Genomic DNA, 16,805 nt, shown 5'->3' on the forward strand with positions numbered 1-16,805 from the left:
AAGGGAGGATATTTAATTTGTGTTGAAATGAATCAATTGCATTGGCAATTCAATATCGGGCTGTTATACTTCTAAGATTTGAGTATTTGGGCCGTGGAAAAATTGATATTTTCTCTTAGGGGGATTGTAATTACATCAAAATTGGATATCTTGTAGGTATAAACCCTTGGAGATGAAAGCGTTCATTCTCCCCCTTTGTTTACTTCTAACCTCTCTACTTCTTTCCCAAAAGAATGAGGATAATTTTGAATTGGGTTTTTACTCCGTTAAAAATTATAGCCATGAGGATTATCAGGCGCATTATCAAAATTGGTTTATTACTCAGGATAAGGAGGGTTTCATTTATGCTGCAAATGGAGAGGGGATTCTAGAGTATGACGGGGCTGTTTGGAGATTTATTACATCGCCGGGATTAAACGCGGTACGTGCCGTGGTGGTTGATGGGAACAATACAAAGTGGGTTGGAGGAGATAGGGAAATGGGTTATCTGGAACCTGACTCCTTGGGTTTTCTTGTCTATCGTTCCTTAAAAGCACAAATTCCTAAATCACATCCTTTAAATGCCACGGTTTGGCGCATATTCCCAGATGAAGATCGAGTATTATTTGTGTCCGACGACGAGATTTATAGTTGGCAGGATGGTAAAATGAAAATTATACCACATCCAGGGGTAATACACAGAGAGTTCCAAGTAAATGGACAAGTCTATGTTAGGATAACGGATCAGGGAATATATAAACTTCAAGGGGATTCCTTGGCCATCATTCCCGGGGGTAGAGTTTTTAAAGATTTAAAAGTAATTGTTGCTTTGTCCTATAAAGGAAATCAGGTGCTCTTTGCAACAAGGGAAGGAGGTCTATTTATCTATACCGGTAAGGAAGTATTAAAGATGGAAAGTGAGATAGACCATTATCTCAATGTGAATCTGTTATACGCAGGCCAGCAGATGCCCGATTCTATATACGCCTTTTCGACTCTAAAGGGAGGCGTGATACTAATGAGTCAGGATGGTAAACGGATTAGGACGATAACAACGGACGACGGAATTCTAAATAATCAAGTCCATGGATTGGTCGTCGACAGTCGTAAAGCCTTATGGTTGGCTTTGCAAACAGGAATTTCAAAAATTGAACCTCATTTACCTTATAGTTTTTTTGACAAAAGACTGGGCTTGAAGGGCACTGTTTCTGCCATAACAAGTTATAAAGGTGAATTGTACGTTGGCACCTATAACGGACTTTTTAAGCTAGGGAGGAATATGGAGAATCGTTCTCTTGAATTTAAGAGAATAGAAGAAATAGGAACAGGTTGTTTTTCTTTACTTTCTCTTGGGGATGATCTTTTGGCTGGTACCGCAGACGGTACTTTTTTAATTTCGAACAAGGTAGTTTCCAAAATTGCATATTTGCCGGGAACACGGGTATTACATCAATCAACAAGCGATCCCAACCGGGTTTTTGTAGGCCAGATGTACGGTCTTTCCACCATATATAATATAAACGGACTATGGCAGAAGGAAATAGATATCGATCAAATTGTAGAGGATATAAAGTTTATTGATGAAGATAATAGTGGTGCTATTTGGCTCGGAACTACCTTGAACAAGGTTATTAAACTTACATTGCCCAATCCAGTCTATCCGGCTGAACTGAGTTGGGAAGATATTAAGGTTGATCGATATCAGGACGGCCTCCCTGAAGGGCCCATTAATATGTATTTAATTGAAAATGAAATATTGGTAACTTCCAATGGAGCGGGTGGACCTTTATTTAAATTGAATGTTGATTCGGAATTATTTTTGCCTGAGGCACATTACGGGAAAAAGTTTGGCCTGGATTCGATTTATGTATATCCAAGGGCTTATCAGAAAAAGGGTGAACATATTATTTTGGAGGCCAATCCTGTAGAAGGTAGGCGATATCGATTTTCAGCTTCAGCTGATGGCCAAGGCCATTACTCGGTCAGGAGGATTTATGATGAGCGTTTTAGAAGTACCACGGAATTCAATGCTTTTTGGGATTCCGATAATGTTCTTTGGCTGGGAGGGGAAGAAATAACCAAGTATGACCTAAATAGCACATTTGATTTTCAGTTGCCATTCAAAACTCATATACGACGAGTAACCTTAGGGCAGGATTCTGCTATTTTTGGGGGTAGTAATATGGCATTAAGACCACAACTACCTTATTCCAATAAGAGCCTTCGTTTCGAATTTGCCGCAATGAGTTCTGAGGAGAATAGATACCAATATCAACTCGTAGGTTTCGAGGACAAATGGTCCGATTGGTCCACTGAGACACAGAAGGATTATACCAATCTTAGGGAAGGTGATTATCTTTTTAAGGCAAGAGCACAGGATATTTATGGCGGTCTAAGTTCCGTTGGGTCGTTTTATTTTGAAATATTTCCTCCATGGTACCGGACATGGGCGGCATATCTAATCTATTTGCTGGCATTTATAATATGTTTATGGACTATGCTAAAATTGCGATCTAGACAATTAAAAGCTAAAAACATAGCGTTGGAAAAGCTCATTGCACTTAGAACTTCTGAAGTTAGGCATCAAGCAAATCAATTAAAGGTTCAAGCTGAAAAATTACAGGAATTGGACAAGGCTAAATCACGATTCTTTGCCAATATTTCACATGAATTCCGTACGCCACTGACCCTTATAAAAGGCCCTATAGAGCAGTTGGAACAGAATTTTGACCAAAAATTAAGTATGGAAACGGTAAGAATGATCCGTAGGAATGCGAATCGCCTGCTGAACATGGTTAACCAACTATTGGACCTGTCAAAAATTGACGAAGGGAGTTTAAAACTGTCGCCTACCGAAGGGGATGTCTTTAAATGTCTTAGGGCGGTAGTCTCGTCCTTCAATTCTCATGCAGCTCAACGCAGTATCGACTATAGAGTAAGAATACCAACTAATATGCTTTGGGCTTCATTTGATCGTGATAAACTGGAAAACATAGTGTACAATCTTTTGGGAAATGCCTTTAAGTTTTCTGAGAACGGTTCTGAAATATCCTTTGTTGCAGATTTTTATTCAAATAATCTCCAAATACAAGTATCCGATACCGGCTTAGGAATTCCAGAAGAAAGGTTGCCATTTATTTTTGATCGATTTTATCAGGTCGATAACAGCGCCACAAAGGAGAAGGAAGGTTCTGGAATTGGACTATCCCTTTCCAAAGATCTTATAGACCTAATGGGGGGAACTATTACCGTTTCCAGTAAAGAAAATAAAGGAACCTTCTTTACAGTCCTGATACCCTTACAGGAAATAAAAACAAGGTCAATGAAAGTCGAATTGGCCGCGGAAGCTAAAGGTATTTATCCAAATATGCCAAATGTATATGACCTATGCCCCGGCGATCAAAGGAATCTACCAAGAATCTTGCTTGTCGAGGATAACAGTGATATGAGACAATTTATAAAAGGGCAGCTTATTGGGACTTATAGGGTAATTGAAGCGGTTAACGGTGAAGCGGGATTGCAATGTGCACTAAAAGATCCTCCAGATTTGATTGTTACCGATCTGATGATGCCGCGGATGGATGGTATTGAACTTTGCCGAAAATTAAAGACAGATTTGCACACCAGTCATATACCAGTAATTATGCTTACCGCAAAGGCCGGAAGCGAAAACAAAATTGAAGGTTTGGTAATTGGTGCAGACGATTACCTAACGAAACCCTTTGATGGAAAGGAACTTTTGGTGAGGATTAAGAATCTGATAGAGCAGCGCAAATACCTTAGGGAGCTCTTTAGTAATAAGGATATAGGGATAGAGCCTAAAAAAGTAACCGTTACTTCAGTAGATCAAAAATTTTTGGAAGAGGTCCTAGCTTTGTTGGAGGATAAATTTTCAGAACCGGATTTTGGAGTTCTGGAAATGCAAGTTGCGCTGGCCATGAGCAAGACTCAATTGCATAGAAAAATTAAGGCCCTTACCAATGAGTCGCCTGGGGAACTGCTGCGCAACTTCAGGTTGAAAAGGGCAGCCCAATTGTTGCGACAAAAAGTGGATAGTGTTACTCAGATAGCCTATATGGTTGGCTTTAATAACCTCTCTTATTTTGCCAAATGTTTTAAAGGATTATATGGTGTTCCGCCTTCGGCCTTTTAAATGCTTTGGCCAGCTTATAATTGTCTTGTATTGGTATTCATAACCTTCCCGTGTTTCCATCGAAATACAATTCGTCCCCTTCACTAACAATACAAGCTCTTTTAACGGATTATAAGTCTCCTTTTCAGTTAAAGCAACAATTATAGGTTGGAACTATGCTGTTAGAATATGGAACATTTATGTTAGTTAGCCAATAATGGTTGTAATAGCTTTGGATAGAACAAGAAATATTCCCCCTCAAGTTTGTTTAACTCTAAAACTGTTATTATGAAAACAACAAGAGCGTTTGGGACATTTGTATTTACAAAAATTGTTAAATGGATAAAATCTATATGGATTTTACAGTTGATATTGGTAATCATTTTAACTTGTACGGCCCTTAGCTGTATTAAATCTGATACCGATTTTCCAGTGGATCTCACTGGCAAGATAAAGGGGACTGTAAAGGATGAACTAGGTAATCCATATCCCAAAACTAAGGTATCATTTACCAATGGATCTGATACAGTAGAGATGGTTACTGATATGAAGGGCAATTTTTCTGGGGAAACCAAGGATTTAGGCCAGTACAGTGTCAGTATTATTCCTCCTTTATCCACAGAATTGGTAACGGCCATTCCAATTTCGGTTAATCTTCGGTATCATCAAGTGGCGAATGTAGATTTTGTCGTTAAACCCACACATGTTACTGCCCATCTAAACTTTGGGAGCGTTCAATTACTGGAGGAAATTGTTGACAAGGAGGGTAATACCCCAACAGATCCCAATGAGCCCCTTTTTGCAGCGAATATATTTGATGATCCCATTGGTCTGCTCACACCAATAATGGCTCCGGACGATCATCAGATCACTCTATCAGAATTTCAAACCGCGAAGGGGAATTTGGTGGTGCACTGTAATGGCAATTCATCTAAGGTAGAGGTAAATCTTGAGGGAATGATTCCCAACGGCACTTATACCTTTTGGTTGGCCTATCTTAACAAAACCAGATCTGTAGGTGAGCAAATCGATTTTATGAACGATTTTGTGAATTTCAATAATCCGCCTATAGGTCCGGATACGGGGACGGGCAATATTGCCGTTGCTGATGATAACGGAATGCTTAAAGCTACTTTGGAACACGGTTCTTGTATCCTAACGGATGAAGCGGCACTGGTTATACCCGTGTTATACCACATCAATGGAAAAACCTTTGGAGGTGGACATGTCCCCGATCCCGAGGAAATGGTACATATGCTGGTTTATTTTCAGTAGAATTAGTCTTCGCAATAGAAAATGTTCCCAAAAATGTTAGGTAACTATTAAAACAATGAAATCATGAAAACAGGATGTAAGCTTTTAAACGGAATATTTGAAAATGCAAGTAACCATCTTTGTGGTATAGTAGTAATTTTGACCTTCTTGATAGCCATGTCGGGCTGTAGTAAAAGTGATGATGGAGCCTCGGTGGCTGCTATAAATAAGGTGACTATAAAAAGTAAGACACCCAATACACCGGCTTCCTTAAAATTCGATGAAGAGGTTATCATTATTTATGATTACGAAATCGCCGATCCAAATGGTGGTAGAATATGGGTTCAGCCCTATACTGGCGGGAGCATTTCCCCCAAGTATAGCTATACGTCATCTCCATTACTTATTGGCAAGGGTACAAGAACGGTTATGATTTCTATTACGTCCGGCACTAATACCGTAGTAGTGGATCAATTAATGCTCGAAATAGCATCAGCGGACGGTAAACAGACCATTTCGGAAACCTTTGAGGCTGTTAACTATTCCTTTTCAAATTAGGGGATAAAAAAAATGTAAATAAAAAAGCCCCTCTTTGGAGGGGCAATTTTTTAGTTAAGTAGGTCTTTCAGTAAAATTTGGTTTATTATTTTAAAGCGTTACTTTAAGGTTAAGTGCTGATTTGGGGAAAAAGCACTTCGAATTAAGTTTTGTGTTTGATTTGGGGTGAAACACTATCACTTAAATACAATGTAAAGATAGGAGGATTGGGCAGTTCTACTTAATTTTTGTTGTGAACACACTCCATTATGTTGTGAAAAAAACCAACGGTATCCTTTCTTCGATAAACAGCATAATAATTATTTTCTACATCTTCTTTTTCGCCAATTAATTAATTTGGAATCAGCCATTTCGCCTTTGATGTTAGGATCATAGAGACAGAATGTTGGGTGGACCAATAGATTAGGGTTACTTTGATGGTACTGTTGTTCCAAAACAGATTATCTTTGTCCGCATTTGTTGGGGTAAAATTATGGAAAAGAGCATGTTGGAGCAAAATATCAACGACGAAGAAAGCCAAGGCGGGAATCAAATTTCCTATAGGCCTGAGATTCGTGTAATAGCTGAGGATTATGAAATTCCGCAGTTAAATAGGAAAAGAAGAATATCGGTACTCCTGCCAGGTAGCTATGGGGCCAGCTCAAAAAGTTATCCAGTATTGTATTTACATGATGGCCAAAATCTATTTGATGGTGGTGGACCTTATGGGAACTGGGCCATTGATGAAAAGCTTTCGGAATTGGCAAGAAAGGGAATGGGGGAAGTTATTGTAGTGGCCATAGACCATGCGGATGAGGAAAGGGTATTGGAATTTTCTCCCTTTAAGGAAACCAAATGGGGTAAAGGGGACGGCAAAAAGTACCTTAAGTTTTTGGTGGAAACCCTAAAACCTCATATTGATAAAAATTTTAGGACCTTAAAAGAAAGGGAGAATACTGGAGTTGGTGGAAGTTCCATGGGCGGACTAATTAGTATATATGCTGGGCTAAGATATCCTTCAGTGTTTGGTAAATTGATGATTTTTTCTCCTTCGCTCTGGATTACCCCCAAAATTTATTTTGATGCTATAGCATTTCATCAACCTTATCCAACCGATATCTATTTATATGCCGGTGGTTCCGAAAGTGTGAATATGGTGGGGAATGTGAAAAGATTGAAACAAGTTCTAGAGGATAAGAACAAAGAGGGCACTATTGTAAATATTGAATTGCATATTGATCCCCAAGGGAAACATGAGGAATGGTTTTGGAGTCAAGAATTCCCGGCAGCCATAGAATTTCTTTATTTTAGAAAATAAACTTAAAACAGTTTTATGATCAGCATTACAAAGGATAGAAGTCTTTTTTTGGAAACCCTTATAGTACCGTTTGTACAAGGCGAAAATTTAGAAACGGGCATTACTGCATTGGCTGAGGATCTACAGCTCCCCAAGACACTGTTACTGGAACAAATTAAGGGCGAAAAAAAGGAAGTCTCCTTGTTTTATCCCATTGGCCATAAACGTGTAAAAAGGGTATACTGCTTGGGTTTGGGAACAAAACCAACCTTAAAAGTGATAATAGAAGCTTTTAAACGCTTCCTTCAAATCGAAGCTGCCAAATTGCCGTCCAATTTGAGTATTGATATTAGCAACGGCAATTTTGACCCTGAATTTATACCTGTTTTGGCCGAAGGTGTAGTCAGTGGCTTAATGTTGGGTACTTATAAAAAAGGCTTGTATCAAACATCGGAAACGAAAACGCAGAAATGGGAATCTGACCAATTAAAATTGGGCTTTTGTTTACCAGGAGGTTTTGAAGAAATTGTTGAAAGGGCAACTGTGAAGGGCAAGGCTACCGCGGAAACCCAGCTTAAGATATTAAGGTTGGTAAACGCTCCTAGCAATAAGCTTACCCCTATTAAATTGGGTCAGGAAGCAGTGTTGTCCGGTAAGGAATTTGGTTATAAGGTGGAAGTCCACGATGAAAAGGCCATTGAGAAATTGGGATTATTTGCGTTAAAGGCTGTTGGTCAAGGGAGTGAAACACCTGCCAGGTTTATTGTAATGGAATATAAGCCAAATGCAATTGGTTCAATAGTGCCCAAAGTGGGCTTGGTGGGCAAAGGTGTTACTTTTGACACAGGAGGACTATCTATAAAAGGCTCTTCCAATATGCATTATATGAAAAGCGATATGGGTGGAGCGGCAGCAGTTCTTGGAACGATTGAGTTGACGGCCAAACTTAAATTGCCTGTGCATCTTATTGCTGTAATTCCCACCACAGAAAACTGTGTTGATGCCAAAGCTTTAAAACCGGGAGATGTTATTGGGTCTTACGCAGAAAAAACGATTGAGATTATTGATACAGATGCAGAAGGACGCTTAATATTGGCAGACGGAATTGCCTACCTAAATAAGAACTATAGTCCGGATGTAATGATTGATGTGGCTACCCTTACTGGTAGTTGTGTACAAACCTTGGGCTATGAAGCTGGCGGGTTATTTACGAACAATGATGACCTTGCCCTTGGACTAACAACTGCGGGGGATGGGTGCGGGGAACGTTTGTGGCGACTTCCTTTGTGGGATTCCTACGAGGGAGATATAAAATCCGATATTGCCGATGTAAAAAATTACAGTGGTAAGCCTATAGCCGGGGCTATAAGTGCTGCTAAATTTTTAGAATTTTTTACCGATAAACATCCAAGATGGGCCCACTTGGACATTGCTGGGGTGGCCTTTGGGGATGCGGAATTCTATACCCAGAAAACGGCAACTGCTTTTGGGGTTAGACTGCTGACCGATTTTATAGCCGGTTTGGATAAATAGTTTCAAATAGGCTCATAAATTCCCCCAACACCCTGTTCGGGTTTTGGTTGCTGGAATAATGGGTTATAATCAGGACAAGAATCCTTTTAAAACAAATTGAGAGTTTTTTATAGTGTTTCTAACGCTGATTGGTGATTAATAGGTATTTTACAGCTAATAAGTTATACCTCAAGACCATGACAGGAAAAGCCGATCAAACCACCTTTTTGTGTATTAGCAGTTTTTTTAAGGGAGAAGATTTTTTAAGATCTTGTAAGGCTTTGGGCAACAAGGTGTTACTTGTCACCTCCAAGGGATTGGAACACAAAAAGTGGCCTCGCGAATCTATTGATGAAATTTTCTACATGCAGGAAAAGCGGGAAGGGGTATGGAATATGGACGATTTAATTTCTGGCCTCGCTTTTTTAATGCGTAATCAAAAAATAGACAGGATCGTAGCCTTGGACGATTTTGATGTGGAGAAAGCCACCTTGGTAAGGGAACATTTTAGAATTCCCGGTATGGGACAAACCACAGGTAGGTATTTTAGGGATAAATTGGCTATGAGAATGAAAGCGGCGGAGTCCAATATTCCCGTTCCGGCATTCACCCCATTGTTCAACAATAGGGATATAGACGAATATACAAGAAGGGTAGCTGCGCCATGGTTAATTAAGCCGAGATCGGAAGCCTCTGCAACGGGGATACGTAAAATATTCTCGAATGAAGAACTATGGGCAGTGTTGGAGTCTTTGGGCGATCGTAGACATGAGTACCTATTGGAGCAATTTGCTCCGGGCGACGTGTATCACGTAGATTCTTTATCAGTGGATGGTAAGATTGTTTTTACACAGGCTTCCCAATATTTAAGTACGCCTATGGACGTGGCGCACGGTCACGGTATCTTTAGATCCATTACCCTTAAGATGGATTCTCCAGATGCCTTGGGTTTAATGGAAATTAATGAAGAAGTCCTGAAGGCCTTCGGGATGCGATTTAGCGCCTCGCACAGCGAGTATATTAAATCTCGGGACACTGGGAAGTTTTATTTTTTAGAAACGGCCTCAAGGGTCGGTGGGGCCCATTTGGCAGAAATGGTGTCCTTTGCTTCTGGAATTAATTTGTGGGCAGAATGGGCAGTGATCGAAGATGCCATGGCAAAGGGAAAACCTTATAAGCTGCCTGCGGTAAAAAACCAATATGCGGGTATTGTGGTTTCCTTATGTCGTTTTCAATACCCTGACTATTCCTGTTTTACAGATCAGGAAATATGCTGGCAATTACAAAAGGAGTACCATATAGGCCATATTGTACAATCGGAGAGTCAGGAACGGGTGCTGGAATTGCTAAACGAGCATACCAGACGTATCCAAATAGACTTTCACGCAAGTACCTAATATGTCTTGGGAAGAGCTCTAAGGAGGTGAAAAATTTGAATGTACCTCTAGTCCTCAAAGAAACCTACGCTGGCACCCACCCAGTCCTTATCCTTGTTAAAGCGCACCCCGACCATTTCACCCTTGCTTATACGCACTAGATTGTTGACTACTCTGGCCTTTTTTTCGCCCTTTTCCCATATCATCAACATTCTGATTTCACATTTGGCCGGACCAGTTGGGGTCTTTATTGCCGGTGTATAAGTCACTTTTTTCTGTAAGATGTAGTTTTCCCTGTCTTGTACAGCATCAAGATCTTGTTTGGTGACATTGATGAGTACCCCCGATCCGGCAAACGAAAATAATGGTTTTAATACATAGTTTTCCAAGTCCCCGGGATACTTTTCCAGTTGGTGTAAGAAATGGCATGCGGGAACATAAGGGCTGTTGATCAAGGGCATGGTAAATTTACTTATCCTAAAAAACCAATTGGGGTGCCCTATCCATTCCACATTGTATTCCTTGGTAAAATCGAATTGCCTCTGAAGATCGTCCCTTTTGAACAGCTCGTCAAAAATAACCCGGTTATAAATCCTGCGTACTTGTATTTTTAGTCCATTTTGATCGGTGTAAAAAACATTTTTCCCTTCGGTAATCAATTCGCTTATACAAATTATCTTTATTCCCAAATGGTGGGCCGTCCCCAAAAAATCTATTTGGGTGGCTTGTTTATGGGGTTCAATTTCCAAAAGAATAACATTTTCCGGGGAACAATCACCTACAATGATCTCCCTCAATTTCTTAACATATTCTGTAGAGGAAATGTTGTTTAAATGATGATAGTTGGATGGTATATCAAAGTGATCCCTATATCCCTTGGCCATGAGTTCCTGAAAAAAATATAGAGTGGGAAAGCCTTGTACTTCCACCATTTGTGGCATTAATTTCCCTTCCGCATCCAAACATATTCCAAAGTCCATTTGAAGAAAAGTGGTATGTTTATCTTCCCCTGGTACCAATCGGGACGCATCCTGAAGGGCGTTTTGGGTCAGTTCTTTAAAATTGGGACTGCAGATTACATTGTTCACCTCATCGCAGGCTTCCAATAATCTATGCTTTAGGTATTTGGGTATAAAGATGGGGGTCTCGGCTATCCGAAAGGAAGGTTTGTGGTTATATGCTGAATGGATCCCTTCTAAAAATGCCTTGTATTTATCATCCGTGAATGCGGCATTGTACTGCTGACGAAGATGTTCTACCATGAAAACCTATTTTAAGAGAGTTGTTTGGATAATCCAATCTTTTTAATGGCATTTTCTATAAATCCCGGTATTATGGAATTGTAGGTAGATTCCAAATTATCCGTATCCCTTATATGGGTCATCATATTGTCATATTTTCTTTTCCCGTAGGTGGCTACTACCTTCTCTTCGTTTTCTGGTTTGGCAAAGTGCGCTTCCATACTCACCGGTTCGGCCTCGGGATGAAACTGGACACCAACAAATTCTTCAGAAAAACGTACCGCCATTATGGCCCTCTCATATTCCACATGTGTTCTGATTTTCTCCAAAGCCAATATTTTAGCGCCTTTTTCCTCAAAAACCTTCAATCGTGGTTGAATTAGTTGCCAATCCCTGGAATCCACTGCAAAGAACGGATCGGGTAATTTGGAAAACAATTCATCGGCCTTACCATGTTTGGTCTTATGGATGGGTAAAACCCCAAAAGATGGTGATTTTCGTTTTGTAATTTTTCCTAGGCCAAAATGGTGACATACCATCTGATAGGAATGGCAAATAAAGAAAACGTATTTTTTGGGATAGCCACCAGTAGCATTGTGTTCCCATAATTGGTCTATAAGGGAATAGTATTTTTTATCCCAGATGCCGTCTCCTTCCAAAGGATTTCCGGGCCCTCCGGAAGATATGTAAATATCATAACCGGTATCGGGAGCTTCATTTTTAGTCCTAACGTCAAAAAATTGGTAATCGGCTACTGCGCTGAATTTATCCAATATTTCCCGTATACATCTGAGTCCTTGATTGGGAATTCCATTATATAGGTCTAAAACGGCAATCTTTTTTTTTCTATCCAACATTTTTCTTGTTCATTTAAATCCCTGCAACCGTCTCCTTCAAAATAAAATCGACTACATCATTAAGGTTTTTGGTTTTTTCAAAAACGGCCAATTGTCTGTCCGCCCCGGTCCCTTCATTCAAAATTTTATGGATTTTATTGATTTCATCCCTGCTTCCAAGTTCATCTACCACATCATCTACAAATTCCAGTAGCTCCAAAATTAATTCTTTTGTTGGAACTTCTATAGATTTTCCAAAGTCGATCATCTTGCCTTCAATCCCATATCTTGAGGCCCTCCATTTGTTTTCGTTGATCAATGCCCTTTTGTAAATGATAAAGTTGAGGTTGCTTCTTCTTAAAATATAAAGCTTGGCCACCAAAGCCTGAATCAATGCCGTTATAGTGACGGTTTCATCTACTGTTAAGGGGACATCACAGATCCTAAATTCAATAGTCGGGTAAAAGGGGTGCACCCTTACATCCCACCATATTTTCTTGGCGTTGTCAATGCACTTTGTCTGAACCAAGAGATTAACATAGCGCTCGTATTCTCCAGCACCGGTAAAGAAATCCGGAATACCGGTACGTGGAAATTTATCGAACACCTTGGTTCGGAAAGATTTAAAGCCTGTATTCCTACCCTCCCAAAATGGAGAGTTGGTAGAAAGGGCGTAAATATGGGGTAAAAAATATCGTACGGAATTATAGATATGAATTGCCATTTCCCTATCCTCAATGCCCACGTGGACATGCAGGCCAAAAATAAGATTGGATCTGGCGGCATCCTGCAATTCCTGTACAATTTCATCATATCTCGGGTGCACGGTGATTAATTGCTTTTCCCATTCCGAGAATGGGTGGGTACCTGCTGCGGCTATGCGTAGGCCTAGACCGGAGGCAACCTCCGATATTGTTTTTCGCAAATGTGTTACTTGGGACCGAACCTCTTTAATGTCCTTGCAAATGACCGTACCCACTTCTACTACGGCTTGGTGCATTTCTGCCTTTACTTGTCCTTCCAAGATCTCATCGGCAATTTCCACAATTTTTTGCTCATGGGAAGTCAGTTCACGAGTATTGGGATCTATTACTTGATATTCTTCTTCTACTCCTAATGTAAAATCCATTGGTCTCCAGGTATTACAGTTTGGGCATTGTCAAAACTATTTTGACTTGCTTTTGGTTGTTGTGGCCTTTTTGACCGGTTTTTTGGTGGTGGCCGTTGTTGCTTTGACCTTTGTTATCGATGTTTTTTTGGCTGCAGTTGTTTTTTTGCCCGTTGTTGTCTTAGCTGGGGTTGCCTTTTTTGCTTTGGTCGCTACTGCTTTTGCCGGAGCTTTTTTTACCGCCGGGGCTGTAGCTGCAAGCGTTTTTGCTTTTGTCTGGGCTTTTTTTGTAACAGGGGTTTTGATTGCTGGGGCAGCCTTTTTTGCGGGAGCTTTTTTGGCTGCTGGTTTTTTTGTGGTCGGGGCAACCGCATTCTTGACAAATGTTCCCCAGGTAAGATTCATCTGACCTGGTTTGTGCTCCTGTGCTCTTTTTATGGCCATATTTGCCGCGGTCTCCACAACCCATTCAAAATTTTCTTGCCCAACGGAATTAATATCGGCATCCGGAGCAGGATTGCAAAAATCTATTGCGTAAGGTATACCGTCCCTTACAGCGAATTCTACGGTGTTGAAATCATACCCTAAAGCTGCATTTAGTTTTATGGTGTAGTCCTTGACCGTATCCAAAAGTTTTTTGCTTAAGGGAGGTCCGTCATGTACATATCTTAAATGGTGGGGGTTACGGGGTTCGTATTGCATAATACGTACCTCATTGCCGCCAAGGCAATAGCAGCGGAAATATTCGTTAAAGACGATTTCCTCTTGTAGCATCATTATAAGTTGTCCAGTTTCGCTATGATTCTTAAAAAACTCATCCGCATTATTAAGTTTATAGACATTTTTCCATCCGCCTCCAGCAAAGGGCTTCATATAGGCGGGAAAACCGATATGTTCAAAAATGCCATCCCAATCCATTGGATACTTTAAATTTCGGAACGAATTTTCCGTAGTATCATCTGGCCTGTCCTTTGAAGGAAGAAGCACGGTTTTTGGTACTGGAACCCCTGTTTTTATGGCTAGAGCATTATTAAAAAATTTTTCATCGGCGCTCCACCAAAAGGGATTGTTGAGAACTGCGGTACCCGATATGGCTGCGTTTTTTAGGTATGCCCTATAAAAGGGAACATCCTGGGAAATACGATCTATGATAACGGCATATTCCGTAGGGTCGGCCTGCATTACCTTGTCTATCATGACCGCTTCGGCCATTATCCCATTTATTTTTTTTTCGTTTATTCTATCAATAAAGGCTTGGGGAAAGGTATTTTCCTGGCCGAATAGTATTCCAATTTTTTTCATACTGTTTATGGTATTAAAGTTTACATTAAGGATAAATAATGGGGGAACATTTCGCGCCATATAGGCCAGTCGTGACTTGCGTTGGGCCTATTGTCCAACCAATGATCAATACCTTTATTACTTAATATTGCCGACATTTCTAGATTGGCACCCAAACAAATATCATGTTCGCTGGTACCTAAAATTATCTTCATATTGTACAGGTCGGGATGATTCATATTGGGCAGGTAATCCACTGGATTATTAAAATAAACATTATCGTCGTAATACCCATCCAATTGGTCCCTAATATCGAATGCCCCGCTCATGGTGAAGAGGTGGCTAACCTTTTCGGGATGTCTAAAGGCAAAATTTGCTGCGTGGTAGCCTCCAAAACTACATCCTGAAACGGCTACCTTGCCATTAGGGGATTCGTGTTGTACTTTGGCAACTACTTCCTCTAAAATCATTTTGTCGTACCAAATATGGTTTTTAACACGGTCTGCGGGATGTACGGATCTATTGTACCAACTGTATTCGTCAATACTATCCAAGCAATATACTTTTAGCTTGCCTTGTTCTATAAACCAGGAAATGGAGTCGATTAAATGAAAATTCTTGCTTTCGTAATACCTCCCTCTGGTAGTCGGAAAAATTAACAATGGATAGCCCCAATGACCATAAACTATCATTTCCATTTCCTTGCTCAGATTCGGGGAATACCATTTATGATAGTTCTCTTCCAAGATGTAGTTGTTAATGGTTGGGGAAGTATCTCCTTGTCTTAAAGTTAGCCAAAATTATGATGCCAACAAATCTGTTTTAAGGAAAGATCGGTATTTATGGATGTGCCTTAAGGATAGTTTTTCCCAACGGCAATGGGAAATGTTCCAAAGGTATTGATATTCAATGCCTTTGGATTTATGTCAGAAATGAAAATTAGTATTTATTAAATGAAAATTTTTGATTTACAGCCATTATCGCTGCCACCTAATACTCATCCAAATGTTCCGGATATAGAAAGTTGTTATACGGAAATCTGGTTATGTGAATGTCCCGGACCTCGTCATAAACGCGCTTTCTGAATTCTTCCAAATTTTCCTTGTTCAAAGCCGAAATAAATAGGGCCCTATCTCCAACTCTACGCATCCAGGTATTCTTCCACTCTTCAATAGTGAAATGTTTATTGGTTTTTTCTGTAATCAAATCATCATCGTCAATAGTCTTGTGTTCGTATTGATCTATCTTGTTAAAAACCATGATGGTTTTTTTATCCGAACTTTTTATTTCGGTAAGAATTTGGTTTACAGAATCTATATGCTCTTCAAAATTGGGATGGGAAATATCTACTACATGTAATAACAGGTCTGCTTCGCGCACTTCATCCAAAGTACTTTTAAAACTTTCTACCAATTGTGTGGGCAGTTTTCTAATGAATCCTACAGTATCGCTCAATAAAAAAGGAAGGTTGCCTATTACCACTTTCCTGACCGTGGTGTCCAAGGTGGCAAATAGCTTGTTCTCGGCAAAGACATCGCTTTTACTAATAACGTTCATCAGGGTAGATTTACCAACGTTTGTATACCCAACCAAGGCTACACGGACAAGTGCCCCGCGATTACCTCTTTGGGTTTCCATCTGCTTATCTACCTTCAATAATTTTTTCTTTAGTAGTGAAATTCGGTCACGAACAATACGTCTATCAGTTTCAATCTCCGTTTCACCTGGTCCACGCATTCCAATACCCCCTTTTTGTCGTTCCAAGTGGGTCCAAAGTCCGGTAAGTCTGGGGAGTAAATATTCGTATTGGGCCAGTTCCACTTGTGTACGGGCATAACTGGTCTGTGCCCTTTGGGCAAAAATGTCCAGGATTAAACTGGTACGGTCCAAGATTTTACATTTTAATTGCCTTTCAATGTTTCGCTGTTGCCCCGGTGTGAGCTCATCATCGAAAATAACGGATCCAATATCGTTGCTCTTTACATAGGCCTCCACTTCCAACATTTTTCCACTACCAATGTAGGTTTTGGGGTTGGGCAAGTCTATTCGTTGAACAAAGCGTTTACAAACCTCACCGCCCGCAGTGTAGGTAAGGAATTCCAGTTCATCCAGATATTCGTTTACCTTTTCCTCATTCTGGTCCTTGTTCATTACCCCAATGAGTACTGCCTTTTCATATTCTATGGTCTTCTTCTCTAGCATATACTTATTTAAAGTACAAATCTAATCAATACTTGCCAAGGGTTTTTCGT

The 16,805-nt window shown here is 40.2% G+C and carries 12 protein-coding genes; 6 read left to right on the top strand and 6 right to left on the bottom strand.

Features of this window, described 5'->3' with window-relative positions; genetic code table 11:
- Positions 1 to 172: 172 nt before the first annotated feature.
- The 6 genes from MWU82_RS00595 to MWU82_RS00620 all read left to right on the top strand — a co-directional run bounded on the left by MWU82_RS00595 (position 173) and on the right by MWU82_RS00620 (position 10,108).
- Entirely contained in the window at positions 173 to 4,132 is a 3,960-nt protein-coding gene (locus MWU82_RS00595) for an ATP-binding protein (protein ID WP_247094873.1), read from the top strand.
- A gap of 267 nt (positions 4,133 to 4,399) precedes the next feature.
- On the top strand, positions 4,400 to 5,386 hold the full coding sequence (locus MWU82_RS00600) for a carboxypeptidase-like regulatory domain-containing protein (protein WP_247094874.1): 987 nt from the start codon (positions 4,400 to 4,402) through the stop codon (positions 5,384 to 5,386).
- Positions 5,387 to 5,449: 63 nt separating this feature from the next.
- Positions 5,450 to 5,923, top strand: coding sequence for a hypothetical protein (locus MWU82_RS00605; protein ID WP_247094875.1), 474 nt, complete (start codon positions 5,450 to 5,452; stop codon positions 5,921 to 5,923).
- 472 nt (positions 5,924 to 6,395) lie between these two features.
- A complete protein-coding gene (locus tag MWU82_RS00610; RefSeq protein ID WP_247094876.1) occupies positions 6,396 to 7,220 on the top strand; it encodes an alpha/beta hydrolase-fold protein in 825 nt (274 codons plus the stop codon).
- 15 nt (positions 7,221 to 7,235) lie between these two features.
- On the top strand, positions 7,236 to 8,732 hold the full coding sequence (locus tag MWU82_RS00615; protein ID WP_247094877.1) for a leucyl aminopeptidase family protein: 1,497 nt from the start codon (positions 7,236 to 7,238) through the stop codon (positions 8,730 to 8,732).
- 176 nt (positions 8,733 to 8,908) lie between these two features.
- Complete coding sequence (locus tag MWU82_RS00620; RefSeq protein ID WP_215947640.1) at positions 8,909 to 10,108, top strand: ATPase; 1,200 nt, start codon at positions 8,909 to 8,911, stop codon at positions 10,106 to 10,108.
- A gap of 47 nt (positions 10,109 to 10,155) precedes the next feature.
- Here the strand turns inward: MWU82_RS00620 and MWU82_RS00625 are convergent, their stop codons facing one another.
- The 6 genes from MWU82_RS00625 to hflX all read right to left on the bottom strand — a co-directional run bounded on the left by MWU82_RS00625 (position 10,156) and on the right by hflX (position 16,755).
- Complete coding sequence (locus MWU82_RS00625; protein ID WP_247094878.1) at positions 10,156 to 11,349, bottom strand: hypothetical protein; 1,194 nt, start codon at positions 11,347 to 11,349, stop codon at positions 10,156 to 10,158.
- Between the two features lie 11 nt (positions 11,350 to 11,360).
- The gene (locus MWU82_RS00630) at positions 11,361 to 12,185 is read right to left on the bottom strand and encodes a GMP synthase (protein ID WP_247094879.1); all 825 of its coding nucleotides are present in this window, start codon (positions 12,183 to 12,185) and stop codon (positions 11,361 to 11,363) included.
- A 13-nt stretch (positions 12,186 to 12,198) separates the two neighbouring features.
- Positions 12,199 to 13,293 (bottom strand): carboxylate-amine ligase, encoded by a 1,095-nt coding sequence (locus MWU82_RS00635; protein WP_215947643.1) that lies wholly within the window; start codon positions 13,291 to 13,293, stop codon positions 12,199 to 12,201.
- 36 nt (positions 13,294 to 13,329) lie between these two features.
- Positions 13,330 to 14,574, bottom strand: a complete 1,245-nt coding sequence (locus MWU82_RS00640) for a hypothetical protein (protein WP_247094880.1) — start codon at positions 14,572 to 14,574, stop codon at positions 13,330 to 13,332.
- Positions 14,575 to 14,594: 20 nt separating this feature from the next.
- Complete coding sequence (locus tag MWU82_RS00645) at positions 14,595 to 15,299, bottom strand: alpha/beta fold hydrolase (RefSeq protein WP_247094881.1); 705 nt, start codon at positions 15,297 to 15,299, stop codon at positions 14,595 to 14,597.
- Between the two features lie 244 nt (positions 15,300 to 15,543).
- Complete coding sequence (gene hflX, locus MWU82_RS00650) at positions 15,544 to 16,755, bottom strand: GTPase HflX (protein WP_031446235.1); 1,212 nt, start codon at positions 16,753 to 16,755, stop codon at positions 15,544 to 15,546.
- Between the last annotated feature and the right edge of the window lie 50 nt (positions 16,756 to 16,805).

It is taken from the genome of Arenibacter sp. S6351L (assembly GCF_023016025.1).
Taxonomy (GTDB): Bacteria; Bacteroidota; Bacteroidia; order Flavobacteriales; family Flavobacteriaceae; genus Arenibacter; species Arenibacter algicola_B.

Coding starts and splice junctions, on each gene's coding strand:
- MWU82_RS00620 (WP_215947640.1), top strand. CDS start 8,909: ATGACAGGAAAAGCCGATCAAACCACCTTTTTGTGTATTAGCAGTTTT.
- MWU82_RS00595 (WP_247094873.1), top strand. CDS start 173: ATGAAAGCGTTCATTCTCCCCCTTTGTTTACTTCTAACCTCTCTACTT.
- hflX (WP_031446235.1), bottom strand. CDS start 16,755: ATGCTAGAGAAGAAGACCATAGAATATGAAAAGGCAGTACTCATTGGG.
- MWU82_RS00615 (WP_247094877.1), top strand. CDS start 7,236: ATGATCAGCATTACAAAGGATAGAAGTCTTTTTTTGGAAACCCTTATA.
- MWU82_RS00610 (WP_247094876.1), top strand. CDS start 6,396: ATGGAAAAGAGCATGTTGGAGCAAAATATCAACGACGAAGAAAGCCAA.
- MWU82_RS00640 (WP_247094880.1), bottom strand. CDS start 14,574: ATGAAAAAAATTGGAATACTATTCGGCCAGGAAAATACCTTTCCCCAA.
- MWU82_RS00605 (WP_247094875.1), top strand. CDS start 5,450: ATGAAAACAGGATGTAAGCTTTTAAACGGAATATTTGAAAATGCAAGT.
- MWU82_RS00635 (WP_215947643.1), bottom strand. CDS start 13,293: ATGGATTTTACATTAGGAGTAGAAGAAGAATATCAAGTAATAGATCCC.
- MWU82_RS00630 (WP_247094879.1), bottom strand. CDS start 12,185: ATGTTGGATAGAAAAAAAAAGATTGCCGTTTTAGACCTATATAATGGA.
- MWU82_RS00625 (WP_247094878.1), bottom strand. CDS start 11,349: ATGGTAGAACATCTTCGTCAGCAGTACAATGCCGCATTCACGGATGAT.
- MWU82_RS00600 (WP_247094874.1), top strand. CDS start 4,400: ATGAAAACAACAAGAGCGTTTGGGACATTTGTATTTACAAAAATTGTT.